29 protein-coding genes are annotated in these 23,410 nt (G+C 41.9%); 25 read left to right on the top strand and 4 right to left on the bottom strand.

The features are described from left to right. The first annotated feature begins 9 nt into the window (after window positions 1–9). The 10 genes from yhbY to LRC_RS05620 all read left to right on the top strand — a co-directional run bounded on the left by yhbY (window position 10) and on the right by LRC_RS05620 (window position 5,939). Window positions 10–321, top strand: coding sequence for a ribosome assembly RNA-binding protein YhbY (gene yhbY / locus LRC_RS05660; RefSeq protein WP_014073543.1), 312 nt, complete (start codon window positions 10–12; stop codon window positions 319–321). A gap of 32 nt (window positions 322–353) precedes the next feature. Then, window positions 354–968 (top strand): nicotinate-nucleotide adenylyltransferase, encoded by a 615-nt coding sequence (locus tag LRC_RS05655; RefSeq protein ID WP_041820332.1) that lies wholly within the window; start codon window positions 354–356, stop codon window positions 966–968. Next, window positions 961–1,557 (top strand): bis(5'-nucleosyl)-tetraphosphatase (symmetrical) YqeK, encoded by a 597-nt coding sequence (gene yqeK, locus LRC_RS05650; RefSeq protein ID WP_014073541.1) that lies wholly within the window; start codon window positions 961–963, stop codon window positions 1,555–1,557. The genes LRC_RS05655 and yqeK overlap by 8 nt, the downstream gene beginning before the upstream one ends. A gap of 13 nt (window positions 1,558–1,570) precedes the next feature. Then, on the top strand, window positions 1,571–1,927 hold the full coding sequence (gene rsfS / locus LRC_RS05645; RefSeq protein WP_014073540.1) for a ribosome silencing factor: 357 nt from the start codon (window positions 1,571–1,573) through the stop codon (window positions 1,925–1,927). Beyond that, window positions 1,927–2,661 carry a class I SAM-dependent DNA methyltransferase gene (locus LRC_RS05640; RefSeq protein ID WP_014073539.1) on the top strand — a complete coding sequence of 245 codons (735 nt, stop codon included), beginning with the start codon at window positions 1,927–1,929 and terminating at the stop codon, window positions 2,659–2,661. Before rsfS ends, LRC_RS05640 begins: the two co-directional genes overlap by 1 nt. Window positions 2,662–2,674: 13 nt before the next feature. Continuing rightward, the gene (locus LRC_RS05635) at window positions 2,675–3,823 is read left to right on the top strand and encodes a nucleotidyltransferase (protein WP_014073538.1); all 1,149 of its coding nucleotides are present in this window, start codon (window positions 2,675–2,677) and stop codon (window positions 3,821–3,823) included. Window positions 3,824–3,900: 77 nt separating this feature from the next. After that, on the top strand, window positions 3,901–4,455 hold the full coding sequence (locus LRC_RS05630) for a YceD family protein (protein ID WP_014073537.1): 555 nt from the start codon (window positions 3,901–3,903) through the stop codon (window positions 4,453–4,455). A gap of 79 nt (window positions 4,456–4,534) precedes the next feature. After that, complete coding sequence (gene rpmF / locus LRC_RS10595; protein ID WP_003698087.1) at window positions 4,535–4,711, top strand: 50S ribosomal protein L32; 177 nt, start codon at window positions 4,535–4,537, stop codon at window positions 4,709–4,711. 329 nt (window positions 4,712–5,040) lie between these two features. After that, window positions 5,041–5,637: a ribosome biogenesis GTP-binding protein YihA/YsxC gene (yihA, locus tag LRC_RS05625; protein WP_014073535.1), complete on the top strand. Its 597-nt coding sequence runs from the start codon at window positions 5,041–5,043 to the stop codon at window positions 5,635–5,637. 2 nt (window positions 5,638–5,639) lie between these two features. Next, complete coding sequence (locus tag LRC_RS05620; protein ID WP_014073534.1) at window positions 5,640–5,939, top strand: nucleoside triphosphate pyrophosphohydrolase family protein; 300 nt, start codon at window positions 5,640–5,642, stop codon at window positions 5,937–5,939. An 87-nt stretch (window positions 5,940–6,026) separates the two neighbouring features. Here the strand turns inward: LRC_RS05620 and LRC_RS11570 are convergent, their stop codons facing one another. Next, on the bottom strand, window positions 6,027–6,170 hold the full coding sequence (locus tag LRC_RS11570; protein ID WP_014073533.1) for an SPJ_0845 family protein: 144 nt from the start codon (window positions 6,168–6,170) through the stop codon (window positions 6,027–6,029). Between the two features lie 191 nt (window positions 6,171–6,361). Here LRC_RS11570 and LRC_RS05615 point away from each other — a divergent pair, with 191 nt between their 5' ends. From LRC_RS05615 to LRC_RS05595, 5 genes are all read left to right on the top strand, one after another. Next, window positions 6,362–7,096, top strand: coding sequence for an amino acid ABC transporter ATP-binding protein (locus LRC_RS05615; protein ID WP_014073532.1), 735 nt, complete (start codon window positions 6,362–6,364; stop codon window positions 7,094–7,096). 25 nt (window positions 7,097–7,121) lie between these two features. After that, entirely contained in the window at window positions 7,122–8,906 is a 1,785-nt protein-coding gene (gene uvrC, locus LRC_RS05610) for an excinuclease ABC subunit UvrC (protein ID WP_014073531.1), read from the top strand. 211 nt (window positions 8,907–9,117) lie between these two features. After that, window positions 9,118–9,441, top strand: a complete 324-nt coding sequence (locus LRC_RS11970) for a hypothetical protein (protein WP_014073530.1) — start codon at window positions 9,118–9,120, stop codon at window positions 9,439–9,441. A gap of 101 nt (window positions 9,442–9,542) precedes the next feature. Further along, the gene (obgE, locus tag LRC_RS05600; RefSeq protein ID WP_014073529.1) at window positions 9,543–10,850 is read left to right on the top strand and encodes a GTPase ObgE; all 1,308 of its coding nucleotides are present in this window, start codon (window positions 9,543–9,545) and stop codon (window positions 10,848–10,850) included. Between the two features lie 23 nt (window positions 10,851–10,873). Next, on the top strand, window positions 10,874–12,772 hold the full coding sequence (locus LRC_RS05595; RefSeq protein ID WP_014073528.1) for an acyltransferase family protein: 1,899 nt from the start codon (window positions 10,874–10,876) through the stop codon (window positions 12,770–12,772). Window positions 12,773–12,817: 45 nt separating this feature from the next. Here LRC_RS05595 and LRC_RS05590 read toward each other — a convergent pair whose 3' ends face one another. Further along, the gene (locus LRC_RS05590) at window positions 12,818–13,090 is read right to left on the bottom strand and encodes a hypothetical protein (protein ID WP_003698105.1); all 273 of its coding nucleotides are present in this window, start codon (window positions 13,088–13,090) and stop codon (window positions 12,818–12,820) included. Window positions 13,091–13,253: 163 nt separating this feature from the next. Between LRC_RS05590 and rnz the strand changes: the two genes are divergently transcribed. The 7 genes from rnz (at window position 13,254) to LRC_RS05560 (ending at window position 18,945) form a co-directional block, all read left to right on the top strand. After that, window positions 13,254–14,195, top strand: a complete 942-nt coding sequence (gene rnz / locus LRC_RS05585; protein ID WP_014073527.1) for a ribonuclease Z — start codon at window positions 13,254–13,256, stop codon at window positions 14,193–14,195. Between the two features lie 2 nt (window positions 14,196–14,197). Further along, on the top strand, window positions 14,198–15,007 hold the full coding sequence (locus tag LRC_RS05580) for an SDR family NAD(P)-dependent oxidoreductase (RefSeq protein ID WP_003693816.1): 810 nt from the start codon (window positions 14,198–14,200) through the stop codon (window positions 15,005–15,007). A gap of 17 nt (window positions 15,008–15,024) precedes the next feature. Then, window positions 15,025–15,312, top strand: coding sequence for a lipopolysaccharide assembly protein LapA domain-containing protein (locus LRC_RS05575; RefSeq protein WP_014073526.1), 288 nt, complete (start codon window positions 15,025–15,027; stop codon window positions 15,310–15,312). 17 nt (window positions 15,313–15,329) lie between these two features. Continuing rightward, on the top strand, window positions 15,330–16,121 hold the full coding sequence (locus tag LRC_RS11965) for a single-stranded-DNA-specific exonuclease RecJ (protein WP_258414222.1): 792 nt from the start codon (window positions 15,330–15,332) through the stop codon (window positions 16,119–16,121). Further along, window positions 16,039–17,649 (top strand): single-stranded-DNA-specific exonuclease C-terminal domain-containing protein, encoded by a 1,611-nt coding sequence (locus LRC_RS05570; protein ID WP_258414220.1) that lies wholly within the window; start codon window positions 16,039–16,041, stop codon window positions 17,647–17,649. The genes LRC_RS11965 and LRC_RS05570 overlap by 83 nt, the downstream gene beginning before the upstream one ends. Before the next feature lie 32 nt (window positions 17,650–17,681). Next, on the top strand, window positions 17,682–18,200 hold the full coding sequence (locus LRC_RS05565) for an adenine phosphoribosyltransferase (protein ID WP_014073525.1): 519 nt from the start codon (window positions 17,682–17,684) through the stop codon (window positions 18,198–18,200). 73 nt (window positions 18,201–18,273) lie between these two features. After that, entirely contained in the window at window positions 18,274–18,945 is a 672-nt protein-coding gene (locus LRC_RS05560) for a potassium channel family protein (RefSeq protein ID WP_014073524.1), read from the top strand. Window positions 18,946–19,059: 114 nt separating this feature from the next. Here LRC_RS05560 and yidC read toward each other — a convergent pair whose 3' ends face one another. After that, the gene (gene yidC / locus LRC_RS05555; protein WP_014073523.1) at window positions 19,060–19,962 is read right to left on the bottom strand and encodes a membrane protein insertase YidC; all 903 of its coding nucleotides are present in this window, start codon (window positions 19,960–19,962) and stop codon (window positions 19,060–19,062) included. Window positions 19,963–20,031: 69 nt separating this feature from the next. Further along, entirely contained in the window at window positions 20,032–20,310 is a 279-nt protein-coding gene (locus LRC_RS05550) for an acylphosphatase (protein WP_014073522.1), read from the bottom strand. 142 nt (window positions 20,311–20,452) lie between these two features. Here LRC_RS05550 and LRC_RS05545 point away from each other — a divergent pair, with 142 nt between their 5' ends. The 3 genes from LRC_RS05545 to LRC_RS05535 all read left to right on the top strand — a co-directional run bounded on the left by LRC_RS05545 (window position 20,453) and on the right by LRC_RS05535 (window position 23,410). Further along, window positions 20,453–21,616 carry a hydroxymethylglutaryl-CoA synthase gene (locus LRC_RS05545; RefSeq protein ID WP_014073521.1) on the top strand — a complete coding sequence of 388 codons (1,164 nt, stop codon included), beginning with the start codon at window positions 20,453–20,455 and terminating at the stop codon, window positions 21,614–21,616. Between the two features lie 61 nt (window positions 21,617–21,677). Then, window positions 21,678–22,391, top strand: coding sequence for a hypothetical protein (locus tag LRC_RS05540; protein WP_014073520.1), 714 nt, complete (start codon window positions 21,678–21,680; stop codon window positions 22,389–22,391). A 137-nt stretch (window positions 22,392–22,528) separates the two neighbouring features. Then, window positions 22,529–23,410: a hypothetical protein gene (locus LRC_RS05535; protein WP_014073519.1), complete on the top strand. Its 882-nt coding sequence runs from the start codon at window positions 22,529–22,531 to the stop codon at window positions 23,408–23,410.

Here is a 23,410-nt window from a genome sequence, read left to right as displayed (position 1 = left end):
GTTGAAAAAATGAAACTAAAAGGAAAGCAAAAACGCTATTTACGTTCGCAGGCTCATGGGATGAGACCGCTTTTTCAAGTCGGAAAAGAAGGTTTGACCGCAAACTGGCTCAAGCAAGTCGAAGATGCGATTGAAAAGCGCGAACTGCTTAAAATCAACGTTTTGCAAAACGCGATCGTGGAAGACGAAGAAGTTATTGAGTATATCGAAGATAATTCTCAGATTCAGGTCGTTCAAAAAATTGGTCACGTTCTCGTTTTGTTCAAGCAGGCCGATAAGCGTGAAAATCGCAGCTATTCGCTTGAAGCAGCCAAAATATAGGAGGCCTTTTCGTGGTTATCTCTAAAAAAAAGATGCCTGAGATCCAGATCAAGGTTGAGTCGATCAGCGGAATCAAGAAGAAACGTGTCGGAATTTTGGGCGGAACGTTCAATCCGATTCATCACGGTCATCTGATTATGGCGGAGCAGGTTAAAAGTCAGCTTGACCTTGACAAGGTCATGTTCATGCCGGACAATCTGCCGCCGCATGTCGATGCCAAAAGCGCAATCGATGCAAAATATCGTTTGAAGATGGCGGAACTTGCAATCGAAAACAACCCTGATTTTGAGATAGAAGACATCGAACTGAAACGTGGCGGCGTAAGCTATACTTATGATACGATGAAAGAGCTTACGCTAAGAAATCCTGAAACGGAATATTACTTCATTATCGGCGGCGACATGGTGGAGTATTTGCCAAAATGGCACAGGATTGCCGATTTGATCAAACTGGTCAAATTTGTCGGTGTCGAACGTCCAGGTTACAGGCACAGAAGCGAGTATCCGATCGTTTGGGTGGACGTTCCGCACATTGAAATCAGCTCATCGATGATTCGGGAAAAAATCAGGCATGATTGCTCAATCAAATATCTTGTTCCCGATGCCGTTGAGGAGTATATCAGAGAGGAAGGCTTATATCGTGAGTGAAATAAAACTAAGCAATCGTTTCTACCATGGCACAAAAGAAGAATTGTTGGAGAAAATCAAAAATCAATTGAGCGATTTTCGTTATAAACATATTTTGGGCGTTGGACAAACATGTTATGAACTTGCCAAATTGAACGGAGTCGATCCGGAACAGGCAATGATTGCAGGCTTTGTTCACGACTATGCCAAAGAAAAAACGGATGAACAGTTTATCGAAAAAATCAAGGAAAAAAAGCTTGATTCTGATTTGCTGAACTGGGGCAATTTCATTTGGCATGGTGTCGTCGGCGCTGAATTTATCAAAGATGAGCTGAAAATTACGGATGAAGAAATTCTGAATGCCGTAAGACGTCACACGGTGGGAGCTCCTGAAATGACGACGCTTGATCAAATTGTTTACGTTAGCGATTACGTCGAACCGAATCGCAGTTTTCCAGACGTTGAGATTGCAAGATCCTTGGCTTATGCAAATTTAAAACAGGCCGTAATTTTTGAAACCAAACATACGCTGCAGTTTTTGATGAGCAGCAGTTCTAAAATTTATCCGGACGCTATTTTGACTTATAATGCGTTCGTTGCAGAAAATTAAAGCGAGGTATTTTATGGATAGCAAAGAATTATTAAAAGTTGTCGTTGAAGCAGCTGACAGCAAACGTGCTGAGGATATTGTCGCTTTGGACGTTCAAGGAATCAGTCTGCTTGCGGATTATTTCGTAATCATGCAGGCGAATTCGGAACGCCAGGTCAAGGCAATCGCTGATGTAATTGAAGAAAAAGTTGAAGAAGCAGGTTTTGAAGTCCGAAACGTCGAAGGAAAAGACGGAGCAAACTGGATATTGCTTGATTTGGGAGACGTTGTCGTTCATGTTTTCAAAACTGAGACGCGACAGTTTTACAATCTTGAAAAGCTTTGGTCTGACGCACCTTTGGCAGATATTGACGATTGGATCAAGGAATAATGATTTACACGACATTTGCCAAATTGTACGATGACTTGATGGATCCTGAGATGTATGCCAACTGGCTTGATTTTGCCGAAGATGAGCTTGTTTCGGGGAATGTTTTGGACCTTGCATGCGGATCGGGGAAATTTGCCGTAAAACTTGCTGAACGCGGATTTGAAACGTCAGGTTTTGATTTGTCGGAAGACATGCTGAGTCTTGCTTTGAAACATGCTGAGGAAGCTGGAGTCGACCTTCCGCTTTATCAGGGCGATATGCTTGATTTAAGCGATCTTTCCGAAAAATTCAGCAACGTGACCTGCTTTGCTGATTCGTTTTGTTATCTGCCTGATGAAAAAAGCGTTGAAAGAGCATTTGTTGAAGTTTTTCAGCACCTGAAACCTGAAGGAAAATTTATCTTTGACGTGATTACGCCTTATCAAACCGACGTGGTCTATCCGGGATACATGTACAATTACACCGATGAAGAGCAGGCTTTCATTTGGACAAGTTTTGAGGGTAAATATCCTCACAGCGTCGAACATGAACTGACTTTCTTTATCTGGGACGAAAAAGAAGACGGATACGATCGAATTGAAGAGCTTCATTATGAAAGAACCTATGAGCTTGACGTTTATCTTAAAGCTCTTAAACATGCAGGGTTCAATCAGGTCAAGGTCAGTGCAGATTTTGGCAAGAGCAAACCGAATGAGCAAACAACACGTTGGTTCTTTGCTTGTCAAAAAGACTGAGAGGTGCGGTGTATTGAAGATCGCAGGCGTAATAGCCGAGTATAACCCGTTTCACAATGGTCATCGCTATCAGATCGAGCAGATCAAAAAAGAGCTAAGCGATGCGCCATTAATTGTCGCAATGAGCGGAAACTTTCTTCAACGCGGAGAACCTGCGTGTTTTGACAAATGGACCAGGGCAGGCGAAGCCTTGCAAAACGGTGCTGATTTGGTCGTTGAAGTTCCGGTTGCTGCTTGCATGCAGCCGGCGGATCGCTTTGCGTTTGGCGGCGTGAACGCATTGAGTTCGCTTGGCGTAACCGATTTGTTTTTTGGTGCGGAGCATGCCGAATACGATTTTAAGAAATATGCAGAACTTGTCGCAGACGTTCACGGCGATTTTAAAAAATACGATCAGTCGTATGCCGCATCGTTTCAACAGGCAATTGCGCAAAAAATCGGACATAGCGTTGATCAGCCAAACGATTTGTTGGCACTGTCATACGCAAAACAGTCCCTTTTAATGAAAGACGAATTGGAATTGCATCCCGTTCAAAGGATCCAAGCCGGATACCATGATACGACTTTTGGCGATAATTCAAAAATCGCAAGTGCAACGGCAATCAGAACTTCCGTTGCAAGCGGTGCTCGTTCTCAAATAGATCGGGTCGTTCCCGAAGCGACGGCAAACGATTTGAAAAAAAGCCCATTTGTTTCGTGGAATGATTTTTGGCCTGATCTGCATTACCTGTTGCTTAGTCAGTCCGTAAATTCACTTGGAAAAATCTACGGGATGGCCGAAGGAATCGAGTATCGTTTGAAGGATTGTGCTCAAAAAATGCCGTATGATGCTACTTTTGACGAATGGATCAAGCTTGTCAAAAACAAGCGTTTCACGTATACGAGACTGTCGCGCCTGGCTTGCTCATGCCTTTTGGGGATTAAAAGCGATGAAATTGAAGCTTATAATGACAATCCGTACGTCAGGGTGCTTGGATTCAATGAGCGTGGTCGCGACGTTTTACATTTGGCGAAGAAACGCGATGAAATTGATATTTTCGCAAAGGTCGGCCAAGATGATCGCAAAAAACGCTTGGAACTTGATTATCGTGCGGGAAAGATTTATCAGCTTAAAAATGGATGCGAGCAAGATTTGAAGCGTGCTCCGTTAAGATTTTATTAGCTGTCAAGTAAAACGGGTTGACAAACTCTTGGTTGACAGGTTATAATCAAATTTGTTGCATTGGGAGGAAATACAGCATGAAATGGTCGCTGAATGAGTTACGCCAGACTGTCGATGAACCGTTGACGTTTTCTGAAACGCTTGATTTGAAAGATGAGCTCATGGCTCGAAATTCAGATATTATTGAAGTTTCTCCCGTTGAAGTCAAGGGAATTTTTTCCGTTGACGAATTGGGAGTCTGCGGTTATGTTAAAGTTAAAACAAAGCTTGTGCTTCCGTCTTCTCGTTCGTTGGAAGCAACGGAAGTTCCGCTTATTTTTGATTTTACTGAGCATTATGTCAGTCAGCACGAACATGATTTGTCGCGTTTTGAAGATACTGATGTCGTTATGATTTTGCCAAATGATATTTTGGATCTTGATAATGCGATTTGTGACAATATTTTGTTGCAAATTCCTATGCAGGTTTTGACTGCTACTGAACAGAGCAGCGATGAGTCGATGCCTTCTGGCAATGACTGGTCTGTTGTTTCCGAGAGTCAGTTAAAAAAATCTCGAAAAGATGAGGACGGAGTTGATCCGCGTTTGTCCAAATTAAAGGATTTTTTCAAGAATTCCGAGGAAAATTCCTAAGATTTGTTGCAAATTTCTTGAATAACAAGTACAATTCTTTTTGTTGAGTCATTTTGAAAGTTAAAGGAGGTGCCCCGTAATGGCTGTACCAGCACGTAAAACATCAAAGACACGCAAAAGATTACGTCGTACGCACTACAAGCTGTCAGTTCCTGGCATGAGCGCATGCCCTAACTGTGGTGAACTCAGAAAGTCACATCACGTATGCTCAGCTTGCGGTTACTACGGTGATAAGGAAGTCGTAAAGACAAAGTAATATATTTATAAGATATACCAGGGACCATGGCCCTCTTATTTCTTATCAGAAAGCACCTCAAACGATACGTTGTGGGGTGTTTCTTTTTTATCCAAAATGGCAGAAAGACATCCGCTCCTGTAAGCAGCGGATGAATCGCCCCATTCTAAAGCATTTTGGTGCTTTCTTTGCATCATTTAAATTCAGATAGTATAATTAGCATATGTATAATATGCACGTTCTGTTTAAATGCAATCATAAAATTGCTTTGGAAAATTTTATCAATGCTTATAAATCAACCAGTTCAGGAGATGATATCCAAGGATGATTTATGAAGGGTGGAAGAAAAAATGAAAGTTCAAAACGTCGAGCTGACGATCAGCGCAGTTTCTCCTGCGCAATACCCCAATGAGGGGTTCCCGGAAATAGCTCTGTCAGGCCGATCGAACGTCGGTAAGTCTTCTTTGATTAATACGTTGATCAATCGCAAAGGGTTGGCAAGGACATCAAGTCAGCCCGGAAAGACGCAGACGCTTAATTTTTACAATATTGAATCCGAACTGTATTTTGTGGACGTGCCAGGATATGGGTACGCAAAAGTTTCGAAAAAAGATCGTGAAAAATGGGGACAGATGATTGAAAGGTATTTTTCCGATCGTCCCGTTCTGCGCGGCGTGATTTCGCTAGTTGACGGGCGCCATGAGCCAACGGAGCTTGATTGTCAGATGATTGATTTTTTGCACTACTATGATTTGCCGATTCTTGTCTGTGCAACGAAAATGGACAAAATACCGCGCGGAAAGTGGAACAGGACAGAGAGCCAAATCAGGAAAAAACTCGCTTTGAACCCGCAAGACGAAATCGTTCTTTTTTCATCCGTCACAAAGGCCGGCAAAGAAGAAGTCTGGAACTGGGTTGAAAAAATGAGCGGTATTAAGGGGGATTAACGATGGAATTCAATGAGTATCAAAAAGCTGCCAATCGCACTCTTTACGGAAATGAACAGGTTTTGACGAATTGTGCGTTAGGATTGGCTGGAGAGAGCGGTCAATTGATTGATCTGATTCAGGACTATACTTTTAAAGGAAAAGATCTTGATAAAGAAAAAATGATCGATGAGCTTGGGGACGTCCTGTGGTACCTTTCCCAGATTGCGCAATGGGCCAATGTTGATTTCGACGACGTTGCCAAGGCAAACATCGAAACTTTGAATAAACGCTACCCCAATGGTTTTACGGCTGGGATGTAGGAAGCTTGCACCTCATCTTTGAGGTGCTTTTTTATCAAGTGCAGTGTTTTTGAAGTAAAAAAGGAATCATCGCTGATTCCTTTTTAGTTATTTCTTGTCTTCTTTTTTAGATTCAGTCTTTTTAGACTTATCAGCCTTTTCTTTGTTCTTCGCAGTCTTTTCTGGTTCTATGACTGCGAATTGATCAAAAAGCTTTTCAAGATTTGTTTGACGGTTTACTTTAAGACCCATGTAATCACCTCTTAACATTGAAAGCATAACAGATTTGGCACGTAAAATGCAAGAGCATGGTCACAATGCAATTTTATGCACTTCATTTGAATATATAACGGGTGATTCAGCTTTAAATTGCATAAAGAAAGCAAAAGATGTATAATTTGAGCATCGGAAATTTTTAGGAAGAATCGGAAGGAAGTTTAGTTATGACGAAAATGATCGAAATTAAAAACCTTATGAAAAAATATGGCAAAAATATTGTTTTAAAAGGCATCACAGAAAACGTCAACAAGGGACAAGTTATTTGCGTAATCGGTCCTTCAGGGTCAGGCAAGAGCACTTTTCTTCGCTGCTTGAATGTGCTTGAAAAGCCAAACTCTGGGAAGATCTTGTTTGAAGGCAAAGATTTGACGAATATATCTGAAAAAGAGCTTTGCGCTTTAAGAGAGAAAATGGGGATGGTATTTCAAAGTTTTAATCTGTTTCCTAACATGACGGTGCTCGAAAACATCAAAGTTGCACCGATGAGGGTCAAAGGAATTGCTGAAGATGAAGCCGAAAAAAAAGCCAAACAGCTGCTTGAAAAGGTAGGTTTGTCTGATCACGAAAATCAATATCCTGCGAGTCTTTCAGGCGGCCAACAGCAGCGTGTCGCAATTGCACGCGCATTGGCGATGGATCCTGAGGTGATGCTCTTCGATGAACCGACAAGCGCGCTTGATCCGGAGATGGTCGGTGAAGTTTTGAAGGTTATGCGTGATTTGGCCGATTCCGGAATGACAATGGTGGTTGTCACGCACGAGATGGGCTTTGCCAAGGAAGTTGCTGACGAAGTCTGGTTCATGTCTGACGGCTATATTCAAGAAAAAGGCAATCCGAAAGATTTCTTTAATGCACCTAAGACTGATCGTGCAAAGGAATTTTTGGCGAAGATATTGTAGCATTTAACGAAACGGAGGGATTTCAATGACGACGCAGCACATCGAAAACAAGCTGAAACTATTGCCTGATCAGCCTGGATGTTATTTGATGAAAGACGTCAATGCAAAGATTATCTATGTTGGCAAAGCCAAAAATTTGAAAAATCGCGTTCGTTCATACTTTAAAAGTTCACATGAAGGCAAAACGGCCAAACTTGTTTCTGAAATTCATGATTTTGAGACGATCGTAACGTCGACTGACAAGGAAGCGTTTTTGCTTGAAATTACTTTGATTCAAAAACATAAGCCTTATTACAACATAAAACTTAAGCGCGGAACCGGCTATCCTTATATAAAAATAACGAATGAGCGCGATCCGCAAATAATGATCGTAAGTAAAGTTTTAAATGACGGCGGTTATTATTTTGGACCGTATCCAAATGTTTACGCTGCACAAGAAACTTTACAGCTGCTTCAAAAAGTCTATCCGCTAAGACGGTGCCCCGGGCATCAGAAGAGACCATGTCTGTACTACCATATGGGGCAATGTCTGGGCGCATGTTTTAAAGAGGTTCCGGTTGAAGCTTATGAGAGAAATATTCGCAAGATCAAATCATTTTTAAACGGCAACGTTTCACAGATTAAGCGCGAATTGACTGCAAAAATGAATGATGCGGCAGACAAACTTGAATTTGAAAGAGCTGCTGAAATAAGAGATCAAATCCGTTATGTTGAAATGACGGTTGAGAAGCAAAAAATTATTTCAAACGACAATACGCCAAGGGACTTGTTCAACTTCTTCATGGACAAAGGGTGGATTTCGATTCAAGTCTTTTTCATCAGGCAAGCACGTTTGATAAAGCGTGAAAAGCGCTTGTTTCCTTGCATTGACCTTCCGGAAGAAGAACTTGCTTCATTTATCCTCCAATTTTATAATCAGAAAAACCGCATTTTGCCAAAGGAAATCCTTGTTCCGCCAGGGATTGACAAAAAAGTTTTAAATGAGATTCTCGGAGTCTCGGTTAAAACTCCTAAAAGGGGTCAGAAACGAGACTTATTGGAAATGGCTCATAAAAATGCCCAGCTTGTCTTGGAAGAAAAATTTCGACTTCTTGAACTTGATGACAGAAAGACGGTTGGTGCGATGAACGAGATTACCGATGCATTGGGCCTTCCGAACGGACATCGCGTGGAAGCATTTGACCACTCTCATCTTCAGGGGACAGACATCGTGTCGGCAATGGTCTGCTTTGTCGATGGTCGTCCTGAAAAAACTCTGTATCGCAAGTACAAACTGAAAAATACTGATCATGCAGATGAAGCTGCAAGCACGAGAGAAGTAATCTATCGCAGATACAGTCGCCTGTTGAAGGAGCATGAAAATCTTCCTGATCTGATTTTGATGGACGGTGCGAAAATTCAGATCGATGCTTGCATCGACGTGCTTCAAAATCAGCTTGGGTTAAACATACCGGTTGCCGGAATGGTCAAAAATGAGCATCACAAAACGGCCGACCTGATGACCGAAACCGGCGAAAAAATCGGGCTGAATCCTAAAAGTGAGGGATTCTATCTGCTGCAGCGCATTCAAGATGAAGTGCACCGATTTGCAATTACTTTTCACAGACAAGTGCACAGCAAGAACTCACTTTCTTCAAGACTGGAGCGAATCAAGGGGGTCGGCCCCAAAACACGAACGAAGCTGTTGCGCAATTTTGGTTCTTTGAAGCGGCTGTCTGAGGCCAGCGTTGAAGAATTGATTGGTTTGGGAATTCCTCAAAAAACGGCGCAAACGATCAAAATCAGCTTGGCAAAGGAAAATGAGACATAATCATGAATTTGATGGTATGAATTTGAAACAAGCGCTTGAAGTTGTGTTATAATTTGGTCATAAAATCAATAAAAGCTAAACGGTTGTTTTCATCTGATCGGGGGAATTTTCCATGAATAAAAACGTGTGCCATCATAAGTTGTTTATGCTTATGATTATTTGTGTCATGATTTGCGGAATTTTCTTGCCGGTGTTTTCCTTTTCGTAAAGCATGCCTAAAAAGCAAAGTAGCCTGAAGCCGACTGAGATAAGAACCGTAATTCTTAAGCCGGGTTTTGAAAAACGCTTTATGAAAAAAACTGCTGAAATCTCAGGCGTTTCAGGAATTATTTTTTGGTGTGGCGTCTTTATTTATGGACATTGCAAAGATGAATCAAGATCAGCTAAAAAAATCTTTGATTTTGTCAAAAAGTTTATGCTAATTTTTAGAAGTTTGCAGGTCGAGAGAATCTCTTGGCCTTTTTTAACTAATTTTTACAAATTCTTTGACCCTGGTTCGCAAAACTGTTATATTAAAGCATGGTACTATGCTTGACGGGTTTAACGTTCGTATAAAAATTCAAAAGCATAGCGCAGAACTATGATTGATTGTTAGTGTTTGACTAAGATGCACTCAATTAAGTAAGGATGAAAAAAATGTTTGTAGATCAAGTGAAAATACAAGTAAAGGCCGGAAAAGGCGGGGATGGAGCTGTTGCTTTCCGGCGTGAAAAATATGTTCCGAACGGAGGTCCTGCCGGTGGTGACGGCGGCAAGGGCGGAAGCGTCATTTTGAAGGTGGACGAAGGCTTGAGAACTTTGATGGATTTCAGATTTCATCGAATTTTTAAAGCAAAACCAGGGCAAAATGGGATGATCAAGGGAATGTATGGTCGCGGAGCAAATGACCTTTATATTGACGTTCCGCAAGGCACGACGGTCACGGATGCTGAAACCGGAGAAATCTTGGGAGACCTGATAGATGCAGGTCAGGAACTGGTTGTTGCGAAAGGCGGTCGCGGTGGTCGCGGCAACATTCATTTTGCTTCTGCAAAAAATCCTGCTCCCGAAATTGCCGAAAACGGCGAGCCGGGAGTTGAACGCACGATTCAGCTTGAACTCAAGGTCTTGGCAGATGTCGGCTTGGTCGGATTTCCTTCCGTTGGCAAATCGACGCTTCTTTCCGTTGTAACGAGTGCCAAGCCGAAAATCGCCGACTATCATTTTACCACGCTTGTTCCAAATCTTGGAATGGTTCGTTTGGACGACGGTCGCGATTTTGTAATGGCTGATTTGCCGGGATTGATTGAAGGTGCCTCCCAGGGCGTCGGTTTGGGAATTCAATTTTTGCGTCACATTGAAAGAACGCGGGTTATTTTGCATTTGATCGATATGTCGGGCGTTGAAGGACGAGATCCGTTTGACGATTATAAAAAGATCAATGCTGAACTTGCCACGTATGATCCGTTATTGCTCGAACGCCCGCAAATCGTCGTTGCTTCAAAGATGGACATGCCTGATTCTTCTGACAATCTTGAAAAATTCAGAGCCAGGCTTGAAAACGATGACACGTTGAAGCATATACCGGAAGTTATGGCGATTTCATCGCTGACGCACCAAGGTCTTGATGCATTGATGCAGAGGACGGCAAATGTTTTGGAAGAAACTCCTGCATTTGCCACGCTCACCGATCGCATTCAAGAAAAGAAGCGAGCTGAATACGGCTTTGAAGCTGATGACGATAAGCCGTTTACGCTTACTCGTGATTCTGATGCCGTTTGGATCCTTTCGGGTGAAAAACTCGAAAAACTCTTTAAGATGACAAATCTTGAACATGATGAAAGCATGATGAGATTTGCAAGACAGCTTCGCGGAATGGGAGTTGATGATGAATTAAGAGCAAGAGGCGCAAAGAATGGAGATCTTGTAAGAATCGGCGACTTCACGTTCGAATTTGTTGAATAATCAATTTTATAAGGTGAGTAATAATGGGAAAGAGACTAAAAAAGAAGCGATACATCAAAGGACTTGACGGAATTCGCGCAATTGCGGTCGTGGCGGTCATTTTGTATCATTTGGCACCGTTCAGCTTTCAAGGCGGTTTCTTGGGGGTTCCGATATTTTTCGTTGTTTCGGGGTATTTGATTACTGACCTGCTTTTTCAGGAGTTCCAACAAAACGGGACGATTGATGTCAAGGCCTTTTATATCAGAAGAATCAAGCGGCTTTATCCAGGATTGGTTGCAATGGTTCTATCAACGGTCGCATATATCACTATGTTTTCAAGAGGATTGGCTGAAAATTTAAAATCAGTAATCGGAACTAATTTTTTATATGTTTATAACTGGTATCAGATCAATCATCATGAATCGTATTTTGACAAGTTCGGCAATCAGTCGCCGTTTACGCATTTGTGGTCATTGTCGATTGAAGGACAATTTTACTTGTTGTGGCCAATTTTCATTTTTGTCATGATTAAGTTCTTTAAGAAAAAACAACCGATTATCGATACGATTTTGATCATGATTCTATTTTCAGCCCTTGAGATGGCATTTATGTACCATGTCGGCGAAGATCCTTCGCGTGTTTACTATGGAACGGATACTAGAATGTTCTCGATTTTGATTGGTGCAGGTTTGGCCGTCGTCTGGCCAAGCACGTCATTAAAAAAACAGCTTCCGTCAAGGCCACGGCTGATCTTGGACGGCATCGGTCTTGGATCTTTTCTTTTACTTGCTTTGATGTTTACGAAGATGACGGGTGAAAACGAGCTTGTTTATCGTGGCGGGATGTTCTTTTTCTCGCTTGCTGCCATGATTTTAGTGGCGGTCGTAGTCCATCCCGGTGCCGATTGGGGTGACTGGCTCGATAATTCGATTTTCAGGTGGATCGGAAAAAGAAGCTACGGAATATATCTTTATCAGTATCCGGTAATGGTTTTTTATGAGTCCAAGATTCAAAACATCGCTGCACATCCTGTGATGCATGGCTTGATTGAAATTGTTATTATTTTGGCAATCAGCGAATTGTCGTACCGTTTTTTGGAAGTTCCGTTGAAAAAATTTGATTATTCAAAGACGTCAAGCGTCGTCAAAGAATTCTTTAAAGTGGATTCTTCATATGGATGGAAACGCGTTTATGTCGCAATTCCGCTGCTGATTTTTGTTTTGGCGGCAGTCGGGTCGTTTATGCCATCATCTGTTGCCGCATCGGACAGCAAAGATGATGGGCAGCTTGAAAGCGTCATAAAAAATAATCAAAAGAAGGCGTCTTCGGTCAATCAAAAAGCTGACAAGAAAACTTCCAAATCATCATCTGGCAATTATTCTGTTTCAGAGTCATCGAATTCTTCATCAGGATCAAAAAATGATGGGAAAAGTCCGATTGCATTGACTGAAAGCGAGCGAAAAAAAGCTCAAGGCCTTCAGATAACTTGCGTTGGTGATTCCGTGATGGCAGACGCTTCTGCTAAGATGCAGGAGATTTTTCCGAATATGTACGTTGATGCCAAAGTTGGTCGTCAGGTTTCAGAAATCGTACCGATTCTCCAATCTTTGAATTCTTCAGGAAAGCTTGCACAGACCGTTTTGATCAGCGAGGGAACGAACGGACCGTATGATGAAAATACGATGGAAAAGATTATGCAAATTCTTGGAAAGCAACGAAAGGTTTATTGGATCAATGTGTTTGTTCCGACAAGAAGATGGCAGGATCAGGTAAACCAGGAGCTGAAAGATGATGCTAAAAAATACGGTAATCTGACGGTCATCGATTGGTATTCGTATTGCAAAGATCATCCTGAATGGTTTTATGATGATCATGTTCATCCTAATCCTGACGGCTTGAATTACTTCGGATCTTTTATTGCACATGAGATATTAAAGTAGATGAATAGTGGCCGCAGCTTATGAATTAAAGTTGCGGCTATTTGTTTAATTAAGCAAAATTTTATCATTGGAAATTTTTAAGCCAAATACGTATTGCGGTGTTTCATTGACGAAAAACATCAATTTTTGCTCTTTTTTTAGAAAATTCAGTTGCTTTTTTGCGTCTTTAACAGTAAGAGGCTTTTTTGTTTCCAAAAAGACAGCTGCCCCATCCGTAACGCGAAGGATTCCTGCAGGAACGGGCGGAGTTTGATCGATATAAATACGGTAGTTTTCATTCAGGTCAGCTGTCATTGTTAAAAAATCTCTGATTTCCAAAAAAAGTCATCTCCTTATGTCTGTATTTTATCAGAATATACGTTCGCGAGCACGCAATTTGTTTTTTTTAAGAGGATTTGATGATAAAATAGAGTCAGAAAGGGTTTTTGAAGGGTCATACTTTCTTGAACTCATAATTCATGAATAGATAGGACATTTTAGTATGGAAATTGAATTTTTAGGAACAGGTGCCGGATCGCCGTCAAAGTTCCGCAACGTGTCTTCGCTTGTCTTGAAACTTCTTGACGAAAACAATTCCGTTTGGATGTTTGATTGTGGTGAAGGAACTCAGCATCAGATTTTACGAACAACGATCAGGCCGCGAAAAGTTGATAAAATTTTTATCACTCATCTTCACGGTGATCATCTTTTTGGCCTTCCGGGTTTTCTCAGCAGTCGTTCTTTTCAAACGGGAGAAGAAACGCGTCCTTTGACGATTTATGGTCCAAAGGGGATTGCAAGCTATGTAAGGGCATCGATGCAGGTAACGCAGACAAGATTGTCATATCCGCTTAAATTGGTTGAACTGACTGATGAAGGAACTGTTTTTGAGGATGATAAATTTAAAGTCGAGTGTCGTTTTTTGGAACATCGAATTCAGTGTTTTGGTTATCGAATTGAAGAAAAGCCTCATCCAGGGGAACTTCTGATTGATAAGCTGCGTGAAGACAAAATTCCGGAAGGCCCGATTTACGGTCGCCTAAAAGCAGGAGAAACGGTTAAACTTGATGACGGTCGTGAAATATGCGGTCAAGATTACGTTGGTGCTCCGCAAAAAGGACGGATAGTGACAATTTTGGGTGATACTCGTCAGACACCAGCGATTTTTGATTTGGCTAAAAATGCGGATGTCTTGGTTCATGAATGTACTTTTGGTCGCGGAGACGCAAGGCTTGCCCGCAATTACTATCATTCGACTTGCATTCAAGCGGCAAACGTGGCTTTAAAAGCTGACGTTTCAAAACTGTTGCTTAATCATGTTTCGGCACGTTATGTCGGACCAAGTCTTCATCAGTTGGAAAAAGATGCAAGGAGCGTTTTTCAAAACTGTCGCATTGTTAAAGATTTTGATGTTTACGATATTCCGTTTAAGAAGGGGGTATAACAATGGTGGGTTATAAGGAATTGAAAAATTTGCAGGGGCGCATTGTTTTGATAACCGGCGCTTCTTCCGGAATGGGTGAGCAGATTGCTTATCAGGCTGCAAAGAAAGGAGCCATCGTCATAGGTTGTGCGCGCCGGATAGAAAAGCTGGAAGAAGTGGTGGCAACTTGTCGAAGGATATCGGGGAATGACGCATATGCTTTTCAGGTTGACGTATCGATTCCGAATCAGATTGAGCGTGTCGTTGAAAAAGTCGAATCAAGCATCGGACCGATTGACGTCTTGGTAAACGATGCAGGTTTTGGATTGATGAAAGAGGCTTTGGACTTTGACATGGCAATTGCCGAAAGAATGTTTCGCGTGAACGTTTTAGGATTGATGTATATGTCCAAATACGTCGCGCTTCATATGGCCGAACGAAGGCGTGGCGCGATTATCAACATTGCATCGATTGCCGGGAAGATCGCAACGCCTAAGGCCTCCGTTTATTCTGCAACAAAATTTGCGGTGTTGGGATATTCAAACGCGCTTCGTTTGGAGTTGAAACCTTTGGGAATCAGTGTCCTGACTGTAAATCCGGGACCCGTAAGAACCGATTTCTTTGATATTGCCGATGAGTCAGGACATTACCTTGATTCAATCGGGGCGCTTTCTCTTAACCCGGAAATCGTTGCCGAAAAAGTCGTCAAATCGATCGGAACGTCTAGAAGAGAGCTGAATCTGCCTGAATATATGCAGTTGGCTCATCATCTTTATGAGTTGTGCCCTCGCCTTGGCGACTATTTGGCAGGCGGAATTTTCAACAAAAAATAATTCATAGGGGGATTATTATGAAAAAACAAGGAAGGTTGATTCTGGTTATCGTCTTATTGCTGATTGTTGTCATTTTCTCCTGGCTCAACGTCAGGAACGTGACCGTCAGTTTTGGTTTTACTAAGGTGACGATGCCGTTAGTGATTTTGCTCGTGCTCGCGATTTTGATTGGTGCGATAATTGCAGCTTCTTTGTCCGTTTCAACGATCGTGTCTCAAAAAAAGAAAATCAATGAGCTTGAAAAACGCCTTAAAGCCAATCAGACGATGAGACGCACCGATGCTTCAACAACAAGTACAAAATAGATAATTGAGGGATTAGTTTGATTGATTCAAGATACGAATGGAAAAAGGGACCGCAAACTGATCAGGATCAAACGAAAAAATTAGCCGAGGCACTAAATTTGTCAGAGCTGGTGGCCGAAATCTTGATTAATCGCGGTTATGATACAAAAGAAAAAGCAGAGAATTTTTTAAAACCAGGGCCGGAAAATCTGTACGATCCTTATTTGATGCATGATATGAAAAAAGGAACCGACAGAATCAGGACCGCAATTGTTGAAGGACAAAAAATTACAGTTTATGGCGATTATGATGCTGACGGATTGACGAGCACGTCAATCATGTATGAAGCATTAACGCAACTGGGGGCGGAATGCGACTATTATATTCCGAATCGCTTTGATGACGGCTATGGACCAAATAAAGACGTTTACAAACGTTTGATTGACAACGGAACTCAATTAATCGTGACCGTCGATAACGGGGTTGCAGGTCATGAGGCAATTGAATTTGCCAAAGAACAAGGTGTTGACGTCGTAATTACCGATCATCACGAATTGCCGCAAGAGCTGCCGGATGCGTATGCGATTATTCATCCGAAAATTCCGAATGATGACGGGGACTATCCTTTTGAAGGACTGTCTGGTGCCGGAGTAGCATTCAAGGCGGCAACGGCATTGCTTGAAGAGATTCCGCAAGAAGCTTTGGATCTTTGTGCGATAGGAACCGTTGCTGGATTTGGTTCCGTTGGTGGACGAAAATCGCGTTCTTGTCAAGTACGGCTTGGAGGCTTTGCGTTCAACGGAACGGATAGGACTGCTTGCTTTATATGAAGAATGCGGATTAAAGCAAGATGAAGTCGATGAAGAAACGATTGGGTTCAGTATTGCGCCAAATCTTAACGCCTTGGGGAGAATTTCTGATGCGACAGTTGGGGTAGAGCTGTTGACGACAATGGATGAACAAAGGGCTTCAGAAATTGCCAAAAACGTGCTTCAGCAAAATATGGAACGTCAAAATCTTGTCAAAGACATCACTGACCAGGCACAAGATCTTTTGAACGAAGAATCAAAAAATCATCTTGTGAATCTTGTTTGGGGTGAAAAATGGCATGAAGGCGTTCTGGGAATTGTTGCCAGTCGTTTGGTCGAATCAACCGGGAAACCGACGATCGTCTTGGGTGTTAATCGCGATTCCGGTCTTGCCAAGGGATCAGGTCGTTCCGTTGAAGCGTTCAACCTTTTTGATGCATTGGATGGGCACCGTGATTTTTTGGAAAAATTCGGAGGTCATCACATGGCATGCGGGCTGACCGTTTCAGCGGATGAACTTCCGAAGCTTCAAGAAATTCTTGACCAAGAAGCCAAAAAGCAAAATTTGGAATCTGCAGCAAAACAAGTGAAAATTTTGGACGGTGACATTGATTTAAGCGAGATTAATCCTGAAATGATTCAGGAACTCAGCGTAATTGGTCCGTTCGGGACGAACAATCCCAAACCTGTTTTTTCATATCGGGGATATGTCGTTGAAGATGCAAAGCCGATGGGAAACGGAAATCACTTGAGATTAAATCTCTTAAATGAGGAGCGGACAGTGAAAGTAGCGGCCGTTTGTTTTGGGGTTGGCAACAAGATTGCCGAACTTTTAGCAAATCCTGAAGCGATTAAGTTTATCGGATCGTTGTCGATCAACGTTTGGCAAAATCAGCGCTATCCGCAAATCATGATTGAAGATTTAAAGAAAACTGGTATCTCGGTTGAGCTTTTAAGAACCAATAGGCTGAAACAATCAATGTTTGCTGATAATATGACTTATGTTTTTTTCACAAAAGATTTATATGGAAAAGCCAAGCCTTATCTTTCAAAGGGGGCAAAAAGCGTGCTTGTCTGCAGAAATATGGATGACGTTTCGGCAGACAAGGTTGCTTTTGTCGATTGTCCTATCAATTACGCACAGCTGATGCATGGAATAAGGCATGTCAAAGCCAAGAGCGTGCGCGCTATTTTTTACCAAAATGACAACGTGTATATAGACGGAATTCCTTCACGCGAGGTTTTTGCCCAAGTGTATCGTAAGATCCGTAATTTGGATAATTATCCGATCACTAAAAACCTCGACAGGATCAGCGCGTATTTTAAAATAAAGAAATCGGATTTGATTTTCATATTAAAGGTGTTTTTTGACGCTGGATTTGTTAAAATAGAAAATGGGTCTTTAAGTGGGATGAAGCAAATTAAGCACCATAATCTTGAAGACACCAAAACTTACCAGGCGCGTAAAAAGCGCATGGAAGTGGAACGGCTGCTTATAGCTGGTTCAGAAGCCGACGTGAAAGCCTGGCTTCTTCAAAACATGCAGTAATTGCAGCTGTTGGTGAAAGGAAGATTTACAAAATGGCATTAGATTTAAACAACTACATCGCAAGCATCCCGGATTATCCTGAAAAAGGAATTATTTTCCGAGATGTTACTCCATTAATGGCTGACGGTGAAGCATATCGTCAAGCAACGGACAGAATCGTTCAGTTTGCAAAGGACAAGGGCGTTGAAATGGTCGTGTGTCCCGAAGCAAGAGGCTTTATCATCGGATGTCCCGTTGCATATGAACTCGGTGTTGGTTTTGCGCCTGCAAGAAAAGCCGGAAAGCTCCCAAGAGAAACGGTTGAGGCTAAGTATACGCTTGAATATGGTACTTCAGCGCTTTATATGCATAAGGATGCAATCAAACCGGGGCAAAAAGTTTTGGTCGTAGATGACTTGCTTGCAACCGGCGGCACGATCGGTGCGACGATTGATCTGGTCAATCAGCTTGGCGGTGAAGTTGTTGGGTGTGCCTTCATTATTGAGCTCAAGGCCTTGAACGGTCGCGAAAGGCTTAAAGGCTTTGATACTTTGGCGTTGTTGGAATATTAGCAATTAAAACGACATTGGCGAGGCGGAAGGACTTTTGGTCATTCCGCCTTTTTTGAAAGGGTGAACCGTCACAATGAAGAAACAAACCTTTGCGGTTATCGGATTGGGACGTTTTGGAGGAAGCGTCTGCAAAACTTTGGCTGATGCGGGACAAGAAGTTTTGGCAATTGACAAATACGAATCTCGTGTCAATGATTATAAAGATATTGCGACTCAAGCCGTTGTAGCTGATGCACAGGATGAAGACGTGCTTCGTTCGCTTGGAATAAGAAACGTTGACCACGTAATCGTTGCAATCGGTGAAGATATTCAGGCAAGCATTTTAGTAACTTTGATGGTCAAAGAGCAGGGCGTTAAATATGTCACGGCCAAAGCTCAAAATGAGTATCATGCAAAAGTGCTGGAGAAATTAGGCGTTGATCGGGTAGTTCATCCTGAACGCGACATGGGGGTTCGTATCGGGCGGAGTCTGACATCAAAAAACATGGTTGACTATCTTGATCTGGACTCCAATTTCAAATTGGCGGAGATATTGATTACAAATCCAGAGTTTGTCGGCAAATCATTGGCTGAAATGGATTTTCGCGATCGCTACGGGCTGAATGTCATTGCTTTGGCACATAGCAGACAAGAGATGGTGCTTCCGTCTGCTGGAGACGTTTTGACTGAAAATGACAGCATTTTGGTTGCCGGACCGACAAGAGCGATTGATAAATTTGAAGAATTGATGCAGAAAGGAAAATAGCTGAAAAGCGATTTCTGTTGCTGCATTTTACGGACGATATTCTGAAGAAGCATTTTTACGACAATTTAAAAAGACAGTGCCGCACGTCAGGCGTGACACTGTCTTTTTGCTGTCTTATTTGCGCTTTCTCTGTTTTCCGGCATTACGATTGGCTTTTGCATGTTTTTTTGCAACGTCTGCTTTTGACGGAGCAGGCTTTTTTGGCAAGACAACCTTCTCAGGCTGATTCTTCTTGAGTTCTTCAGCAATTTGCTGTTTGATTTTTGGTCGCATTGCATTGATAAGCAATGTTTGAATGCAGGCGAACACGCCGCCGACGAAAAAGTATAGTCCAAGTCCGGCAGGTGAAATAAAAGTCATCACCGTAATCATTGCAGGACTCATGAACATCATCATTTGCATTTGTTTGTGCTGTTCTTTAGGCATGCCAAGCATTGAGAGCCATCCTTGCAAGGCGTAGGCCGCAAATGAAAGTATCGTTAAGATAATGCTGCTGTGTCCCAGGTTTATGCCGTAGAAATATGACTTGGAAAGCTCAGGCGAATACTGGATGGCAGCATATAAAGCGGCAAAAATCGGCATCTGAATCAATATAGGCAGGCACCCGATTCCGCCGGTCATTGAAATGCCGTTATCACGGTAAAGCGACATGAGTTCCTGACTGATTGCCATTTTTTCAGCGTCTGTTTGCGCTGCTTGTTGGCGCTTGGCGATATCATCCATCAATGGTTTGAGATGACTGATTTTTTCTTGCTGAATCGTTGCGTTTCTTGATTGTTTCAGCATGACGGGCATTAAAATCAAACGGACGACGAACGTCAGCAAGATAATTGCCCACCCAAGGCTTCCACCCATGAGGTTTGAAAGCCAAACCAGGAAATGCTGCGTCGGAACAGCCATGTGGTCATATACAAATCCGTATGGTTTTCCTGAACTCGTACGTTGAACACAACCGGACAAGACAACAGAAGCTGCAGTCAAAGTCGTGGCAATGGCCAACAATTTCTTCTTTTTCAAAGTATCATTATCCTTTCATAATTACAGGTATCCCTATAAATATATCTTAAAAAATGAATATTTTCAAGTTCATCGATATATGACGCTGAAACGAGAGTATTCCTTTGGTTTCATCTCTGAAACTTCCATCTCATCAACACGTCCTGCCGGAGAAGGAGAAGATTCCACCCCGGCAATAAATTGTTCCAAAGAAGCTTCGTCAGTGCTTTGCGCTTCGATATAGACCGATCCGTCAGGCATGTTGACGACTTTTCCTTTGATTTTCAATTCATCTGCCAACATCTTAGTGGTGTATCTGAAACCAACGCCTTGAACGAGGCCTTTGACAATAATTTTTACAGCTTTCAAAAAATCACCTCAAGCTAAATATCTTCGATTAAATTCTAACATTAAAGAATGCTGCAATTCAAAAGAAAACAACAGGGTAGTTGACCTTTAGGACATGTGATACAATTTTAGAAGAGAAAATGAAACGAGGTAAAGGATTCTAATGAAGATTGGAATAGATAAAATCGGCTTTTATACGTCAAACATGTATGTTGATATGACAGAATTGGCAAATGCAAGAAACGAAGATCCAAATAAGTATCTGATCGGAATCGGTCAGGAAAAAATGGCTGTCATTCCTCCGACGCAAGATGCGGTTACCTTGGGCGCAAACGCTGCATTTAAAATTCTGACGGAAGAAGACAAAAAAACAATCGATCTGGTTATTTTTGCAACTGAATCCGGCATTGATAATTCAAAATCCGGTGCGATATACGTCAGTCGCTTGCTTGGCCTTTCGCCTTATCTTAGGGCCGTAGAGTTAAAACAGGCATGCTATGGAGCAACTGCGGCTTTGCAGCTTGCAAAGGGCCACGTGGCGCTCAATCCGGATAATAAAGCACTCGTAATCGGTTCCGACATCGCACGCTATGGTTTGCGCACTAAAGGCGAGCCTACACAAGGGGGCGGTGCATGCGCAATGATCGTGGGACAAAATCCGCGCATCCTGGAGCTTGGAGAAACGAGTGCATGCTACATGGAAGATGTGATGGATTTCTGGCGTCCGTTCAATCATACAGAAGCGCTCGTCAATGGCAAATTTTCTGCAAATATTTATGTTGATTTCTTCAAAAAAGTTTTTTCGATATACCGGGAAAAAACTGGTGCCGAGCTTGAAGATTTTGCCGCTTTGCTGTTTCATTTGCCGTACACTAAGCAAGGACTTAAGGGATTGCGTGCTGCCATTGAAGGTGCGGATCCCAAAATCAGCTCGGAGCTTTCGCGTCAATTCGAGTTTTCAAGAAAGTACGGGAGACTTGTCGGCAATTTGTATACGGGTTCGCTTTATTTGAGCCTTCTTTCCTTGTTAAACAATTCAGACAGTCTCAGAGCAAATCAGCGTTTGGGAATGTTCAGCTACGGATCGGGAGCGCAAGGCGAATTTTTCACTGGAAGACTTGTTCCCGGATTTGAAAAAATGCTTGATAAAACAGGCTATGAAGAGATGCTCGAAAAAAGGGAAAAAATTTCCGTTTCAGAATATGAAAAAGTTTTTTCTTCGCTTGAGATGCGTGCAGAAAATCTTGAATTAAACATTGACGATGATCCGGCGGTATTTGTTTTTGCAGGAATTGAAGAATATTCAAGAAAATATTTGAAAAAATAAAATAAATTCCCCTTTATTTGCGTCTTTATCAATATAGGAACTTATAAAGGGGGATTTTTAAATGACTGTTTTAAAAGAGGAGTTTTCAAATAAATTAGGCCGTTTGTTCAGCCTCAGCCTGCGAATCAAGCAAGAATACGAGTATTTAACGGAAAACATGGACTGCACGCATGCAAGAGACATCCTTGAGCGCAAATACTTCAATCGTGCCAACGGCAAACATGATGAAAGTTTTTATCTGACGGTGACGGCATCGCTTAACTTTTTGGTTGAGAATCGTTTCCCGGAAGGCGGATTGGCAAGCGCTGTACCGATGACTGAAACTGATATAGTTTTTGTCAACGAGGAAAACATGGTGTCTCCTGTCAAATTCACTCAAAGATCTCATTCCGTCTATCCTTTCGAACCTTTGATCTTAAGACTTTCAAAACGTAATCTCTTTGAAACCAATGATGGTTTTCATTATCCTTACTTCGATCATTTGAGCAAAAAACAGATTCGTAATTTTAAACAAAGGTTTGGAAAAAATGCCATGGAATATTATCATGCCATGTTGATTGAAAAATTGTTAAAATACAGGCGGTTTTTCGTTTGCGTCATCGTCGAAGAAGATGCGACCGATCGATATCTTGGAGAGCAGTCTGCATTCGGCGCAATGGTCGCATTGACATGTCAACGTGAAAAAATTCCGTGCAAGCTGTTTTTTTGTGTCGGCGACGGAGCTGTTGACTCGATTATTCCGGAAATTGATGATTCGGGGGAAATCTCCGCATAATTCTTAAATTTTTATTCCTAATCTAAAAATATCATTAAATTAAACGCCAGAATTTTGTTTTTTGAGCTATTTTTTTTGAGCTATTAACGATAAAATAGTATTATGAATACTGTATTTATGAATCGAGGGGAAAAAAGATGGATAACTCAAACCAATTTGTTTTGGCTGATCATAAACAGGCAACAATCGATTTGACAAATGAAATCAAAAATAAACTGGACTACTTGCAGTCGTTAGGAAGGGCGGTCCAAGCACAGGACGATCGCCTGGTTTATCAGCTGATCGACAGTGAAAAATATTCAACTGAAATTTTGAAAGCACGACATTCATCGTATGACAAATCGAACGAACGTCTTGTTGAAGATGCATACGGTCTTGTCAGCGAATATCTCAGCAGTAACCTGATTGAGTTTTTGCGTGAAAGATATCCGTTCTTTTATTTTGAGGAAACGGAAACGGGAAAGTTTCAATTTTACTTCGGAAACTGGTGGGGACGTCGTTTGTTCGGAACGCTCGATGTTTTGAACGTTAAATTTAATTTTGATGAAAATGAATATCAAAAACTTGTTCGTTCTTTTGAATTTGAAGCAGAAAACAAACGATTGAACACCGACACAATCGAACGACTTTCTCAAGAAAACGATGAATTGCAGGAGCTGCTTGATTCTCAGAGCAACCGTGAAGCGGAAAAGGAACGAATGCGAAAGAAGCTAAAACAGCTTAATCAGGAAAAGGTGATGCCATGGGATGCCGGCAAACAAAGGGAAATGAAACAAAGACTGACCGATGAACTGAGTCGAATTGCAGAAATTGACGAAAAAGCGGCCAATGGTTATCAGCGGATCCATGAAAATGAAAAGCGGGTTTTGGAACTTTCAAAAGAAGACACTTTGCTTGGTTATGAAAAACAAAGCATCATTGCCAAATTTGGAAGTTTTGAGAACTTTAAAGAAAAGAATGCCGCTTTGTATCGTGATTACATTACTGATTTGATTGCGACGGGAAATCGGAGGAATTAA

The organism is Ligilactobacillus ruminis ATCC 27782 (assembly GCF_000224985.1).
GTDB lineage: Bacteria > Bacillota > Bacilli > Lactobacillales > Lactobacillaceae > Ligilactobacillus > Ligilactobacillus ruminis.
Note: the sequence above shows the minus strand (reverse complement) of the source record. Positions and strands in the feature narration are given on the sequence as shown.

Bases quoted from the DNA above. Each gene is read 5' to 3' on its own strand.
- LRC_RS05595 (WP_014073528.1), top strand. From the start codon at position 10,874: ATGGGAAAGAGACTAAAAAAGAAGCGATACATCAAAGGACTTGACGGA.
- LRC_RS05630 (WP_014073537.1), top strand. From the start codon at position 3,901: ATGAAATGGTCGCTGAATGAGTTACGCCAGACTGTCGATGAACCGTTG.
- LRC_RS11570 (WP_014073533.1), bottom strand. From the start codon at position 6,170: ATGGGTCTTAAAGTAAACCGTCAAACAAATCTTGAAAAGCTTTTTGAT.
- LRC_RS05575 (WP_014073526.1), top strand. From the start codon at position 15,025: ATGAAAAAACAAGGAAGGTTGATTCTGGTTATCGTCTTATTGCTGATT.
- yihA (WP_014073535.1), top strand. From the start codon at position 5,041: ATGAAAGTTCAAAACGTCGAGCTGACGATCAGCGCAGTTTCTCCTGCG.
- rnz (WP_014073527.1), top strand. From the start codon at position 13,254: ATGGAAATTGAATTTTTAGGAACAGGTGCCGGATCGCCGTCAAAGTTC.
- LRC_RS05545 (WP_014073521.1), top strand. From the start codon at position 20,453: ATGAAGATTGGAATAGATAAAATCGGCTTTTATACGTCAAACATGTAT.
- LRC_RS05615 (WP_014073532.1), top strand. From the start codon at position 6,362: ATGACGAAAATGATCGAAATTAAAAACCTTATGAAAAAATATGGCAAA.
- rsfS (WP_014073540.1), top strand. From the start codon at position 1,571: ATGGATAGCAAAGAATTATTAAAAGTTGTCGTTGAAGCAGCTGACAGC.
- yhbY (WP_014073543.1), top strand. From the start codon at position 10: ATGAAACTAAAAGGAAAGCAAAAACGCTATTTACGTTCGCAGGCTCAT.
- LRC_RS11970 (WP_014073530.1), top strand. From the start codon at position 9,118: ATGCCTAAAAAGCAAAGTAGCCTGAAGCCGACTGAGATAAGAACCGTA.
- rpmF (WP_003698087.1), top strand. From the start codon at position 4,535: ATGGCTGTACCAGCACGTAAAACATCAAAGACACGCAAAAGATTACGT.
- uvrC (WP_014073531.1), top strand. From the start codon at position 7,122: ATGACGACGCAGCACATCGAAAACAAGCTGAAACTATTGCCTGATCAG.
- LRC_RS05535 (WP_014073519.1), top strand. From the start codon at position 22,529: ATGGATAACTCAAACCAATTTGTTTTGGCTGATCATAAACAGGCAACA.
- LRC_RS05620 (WP_014073534.1), top strand. From the start codon at position 5,640: ATGGAATTCAATGAGTATCAAAAAGCTGCCAATCGCACTCTTTACGGA.
- LRC_RS05655 (WP_041820332.1), top strand. From the start codon at position 354: ATGCCTGAGATCCAGATCAAGGTTGAGTCGATCAGCGGAATCAAGAAG.
- LRC_RS05540 (WP_014073520.1), top strand. From the start codon at position 21,678: ATGACTGTTTTAAAAGAGGAGTTTTCAAATAAATTAGGCCGTTTGTTC.
- LRC_RS05565 (WP_014073525.1), top strand. From the start codon at position 17,682: ATGGCATTAGATTTAAACAACTACATCGCAAGCATCCCGGATTATCCT.
- LRC_RS05580 (WP_003693816.1), top strand. From the start codon at position 14,198: ATGGTGGGTTATAAGGAATTGAAAAATTTGCAGGGGCGCATTGTTTTG.
- LRC_RS05560 (WP_014073524.1), top strand. From the start codon at position 18,274: ATGAAGAAACAAACCTTTGCGGTTATCGGATTGGGACGTTTTGGAGGA.
- LRC_RS05640 (WP_014073539.1), top strand. From the start codon at position 1,927: ATGATTTACACGACATTTGCCAAATTGTACGATGACTTGATGGATCCT.
- obgE (WP_014073529.1), top strand. From the start codon at position 9,543: ATGTTTGTAGATCAAGTGAAAATACAAGTAAAGGCCGGAAAAGGCGGG.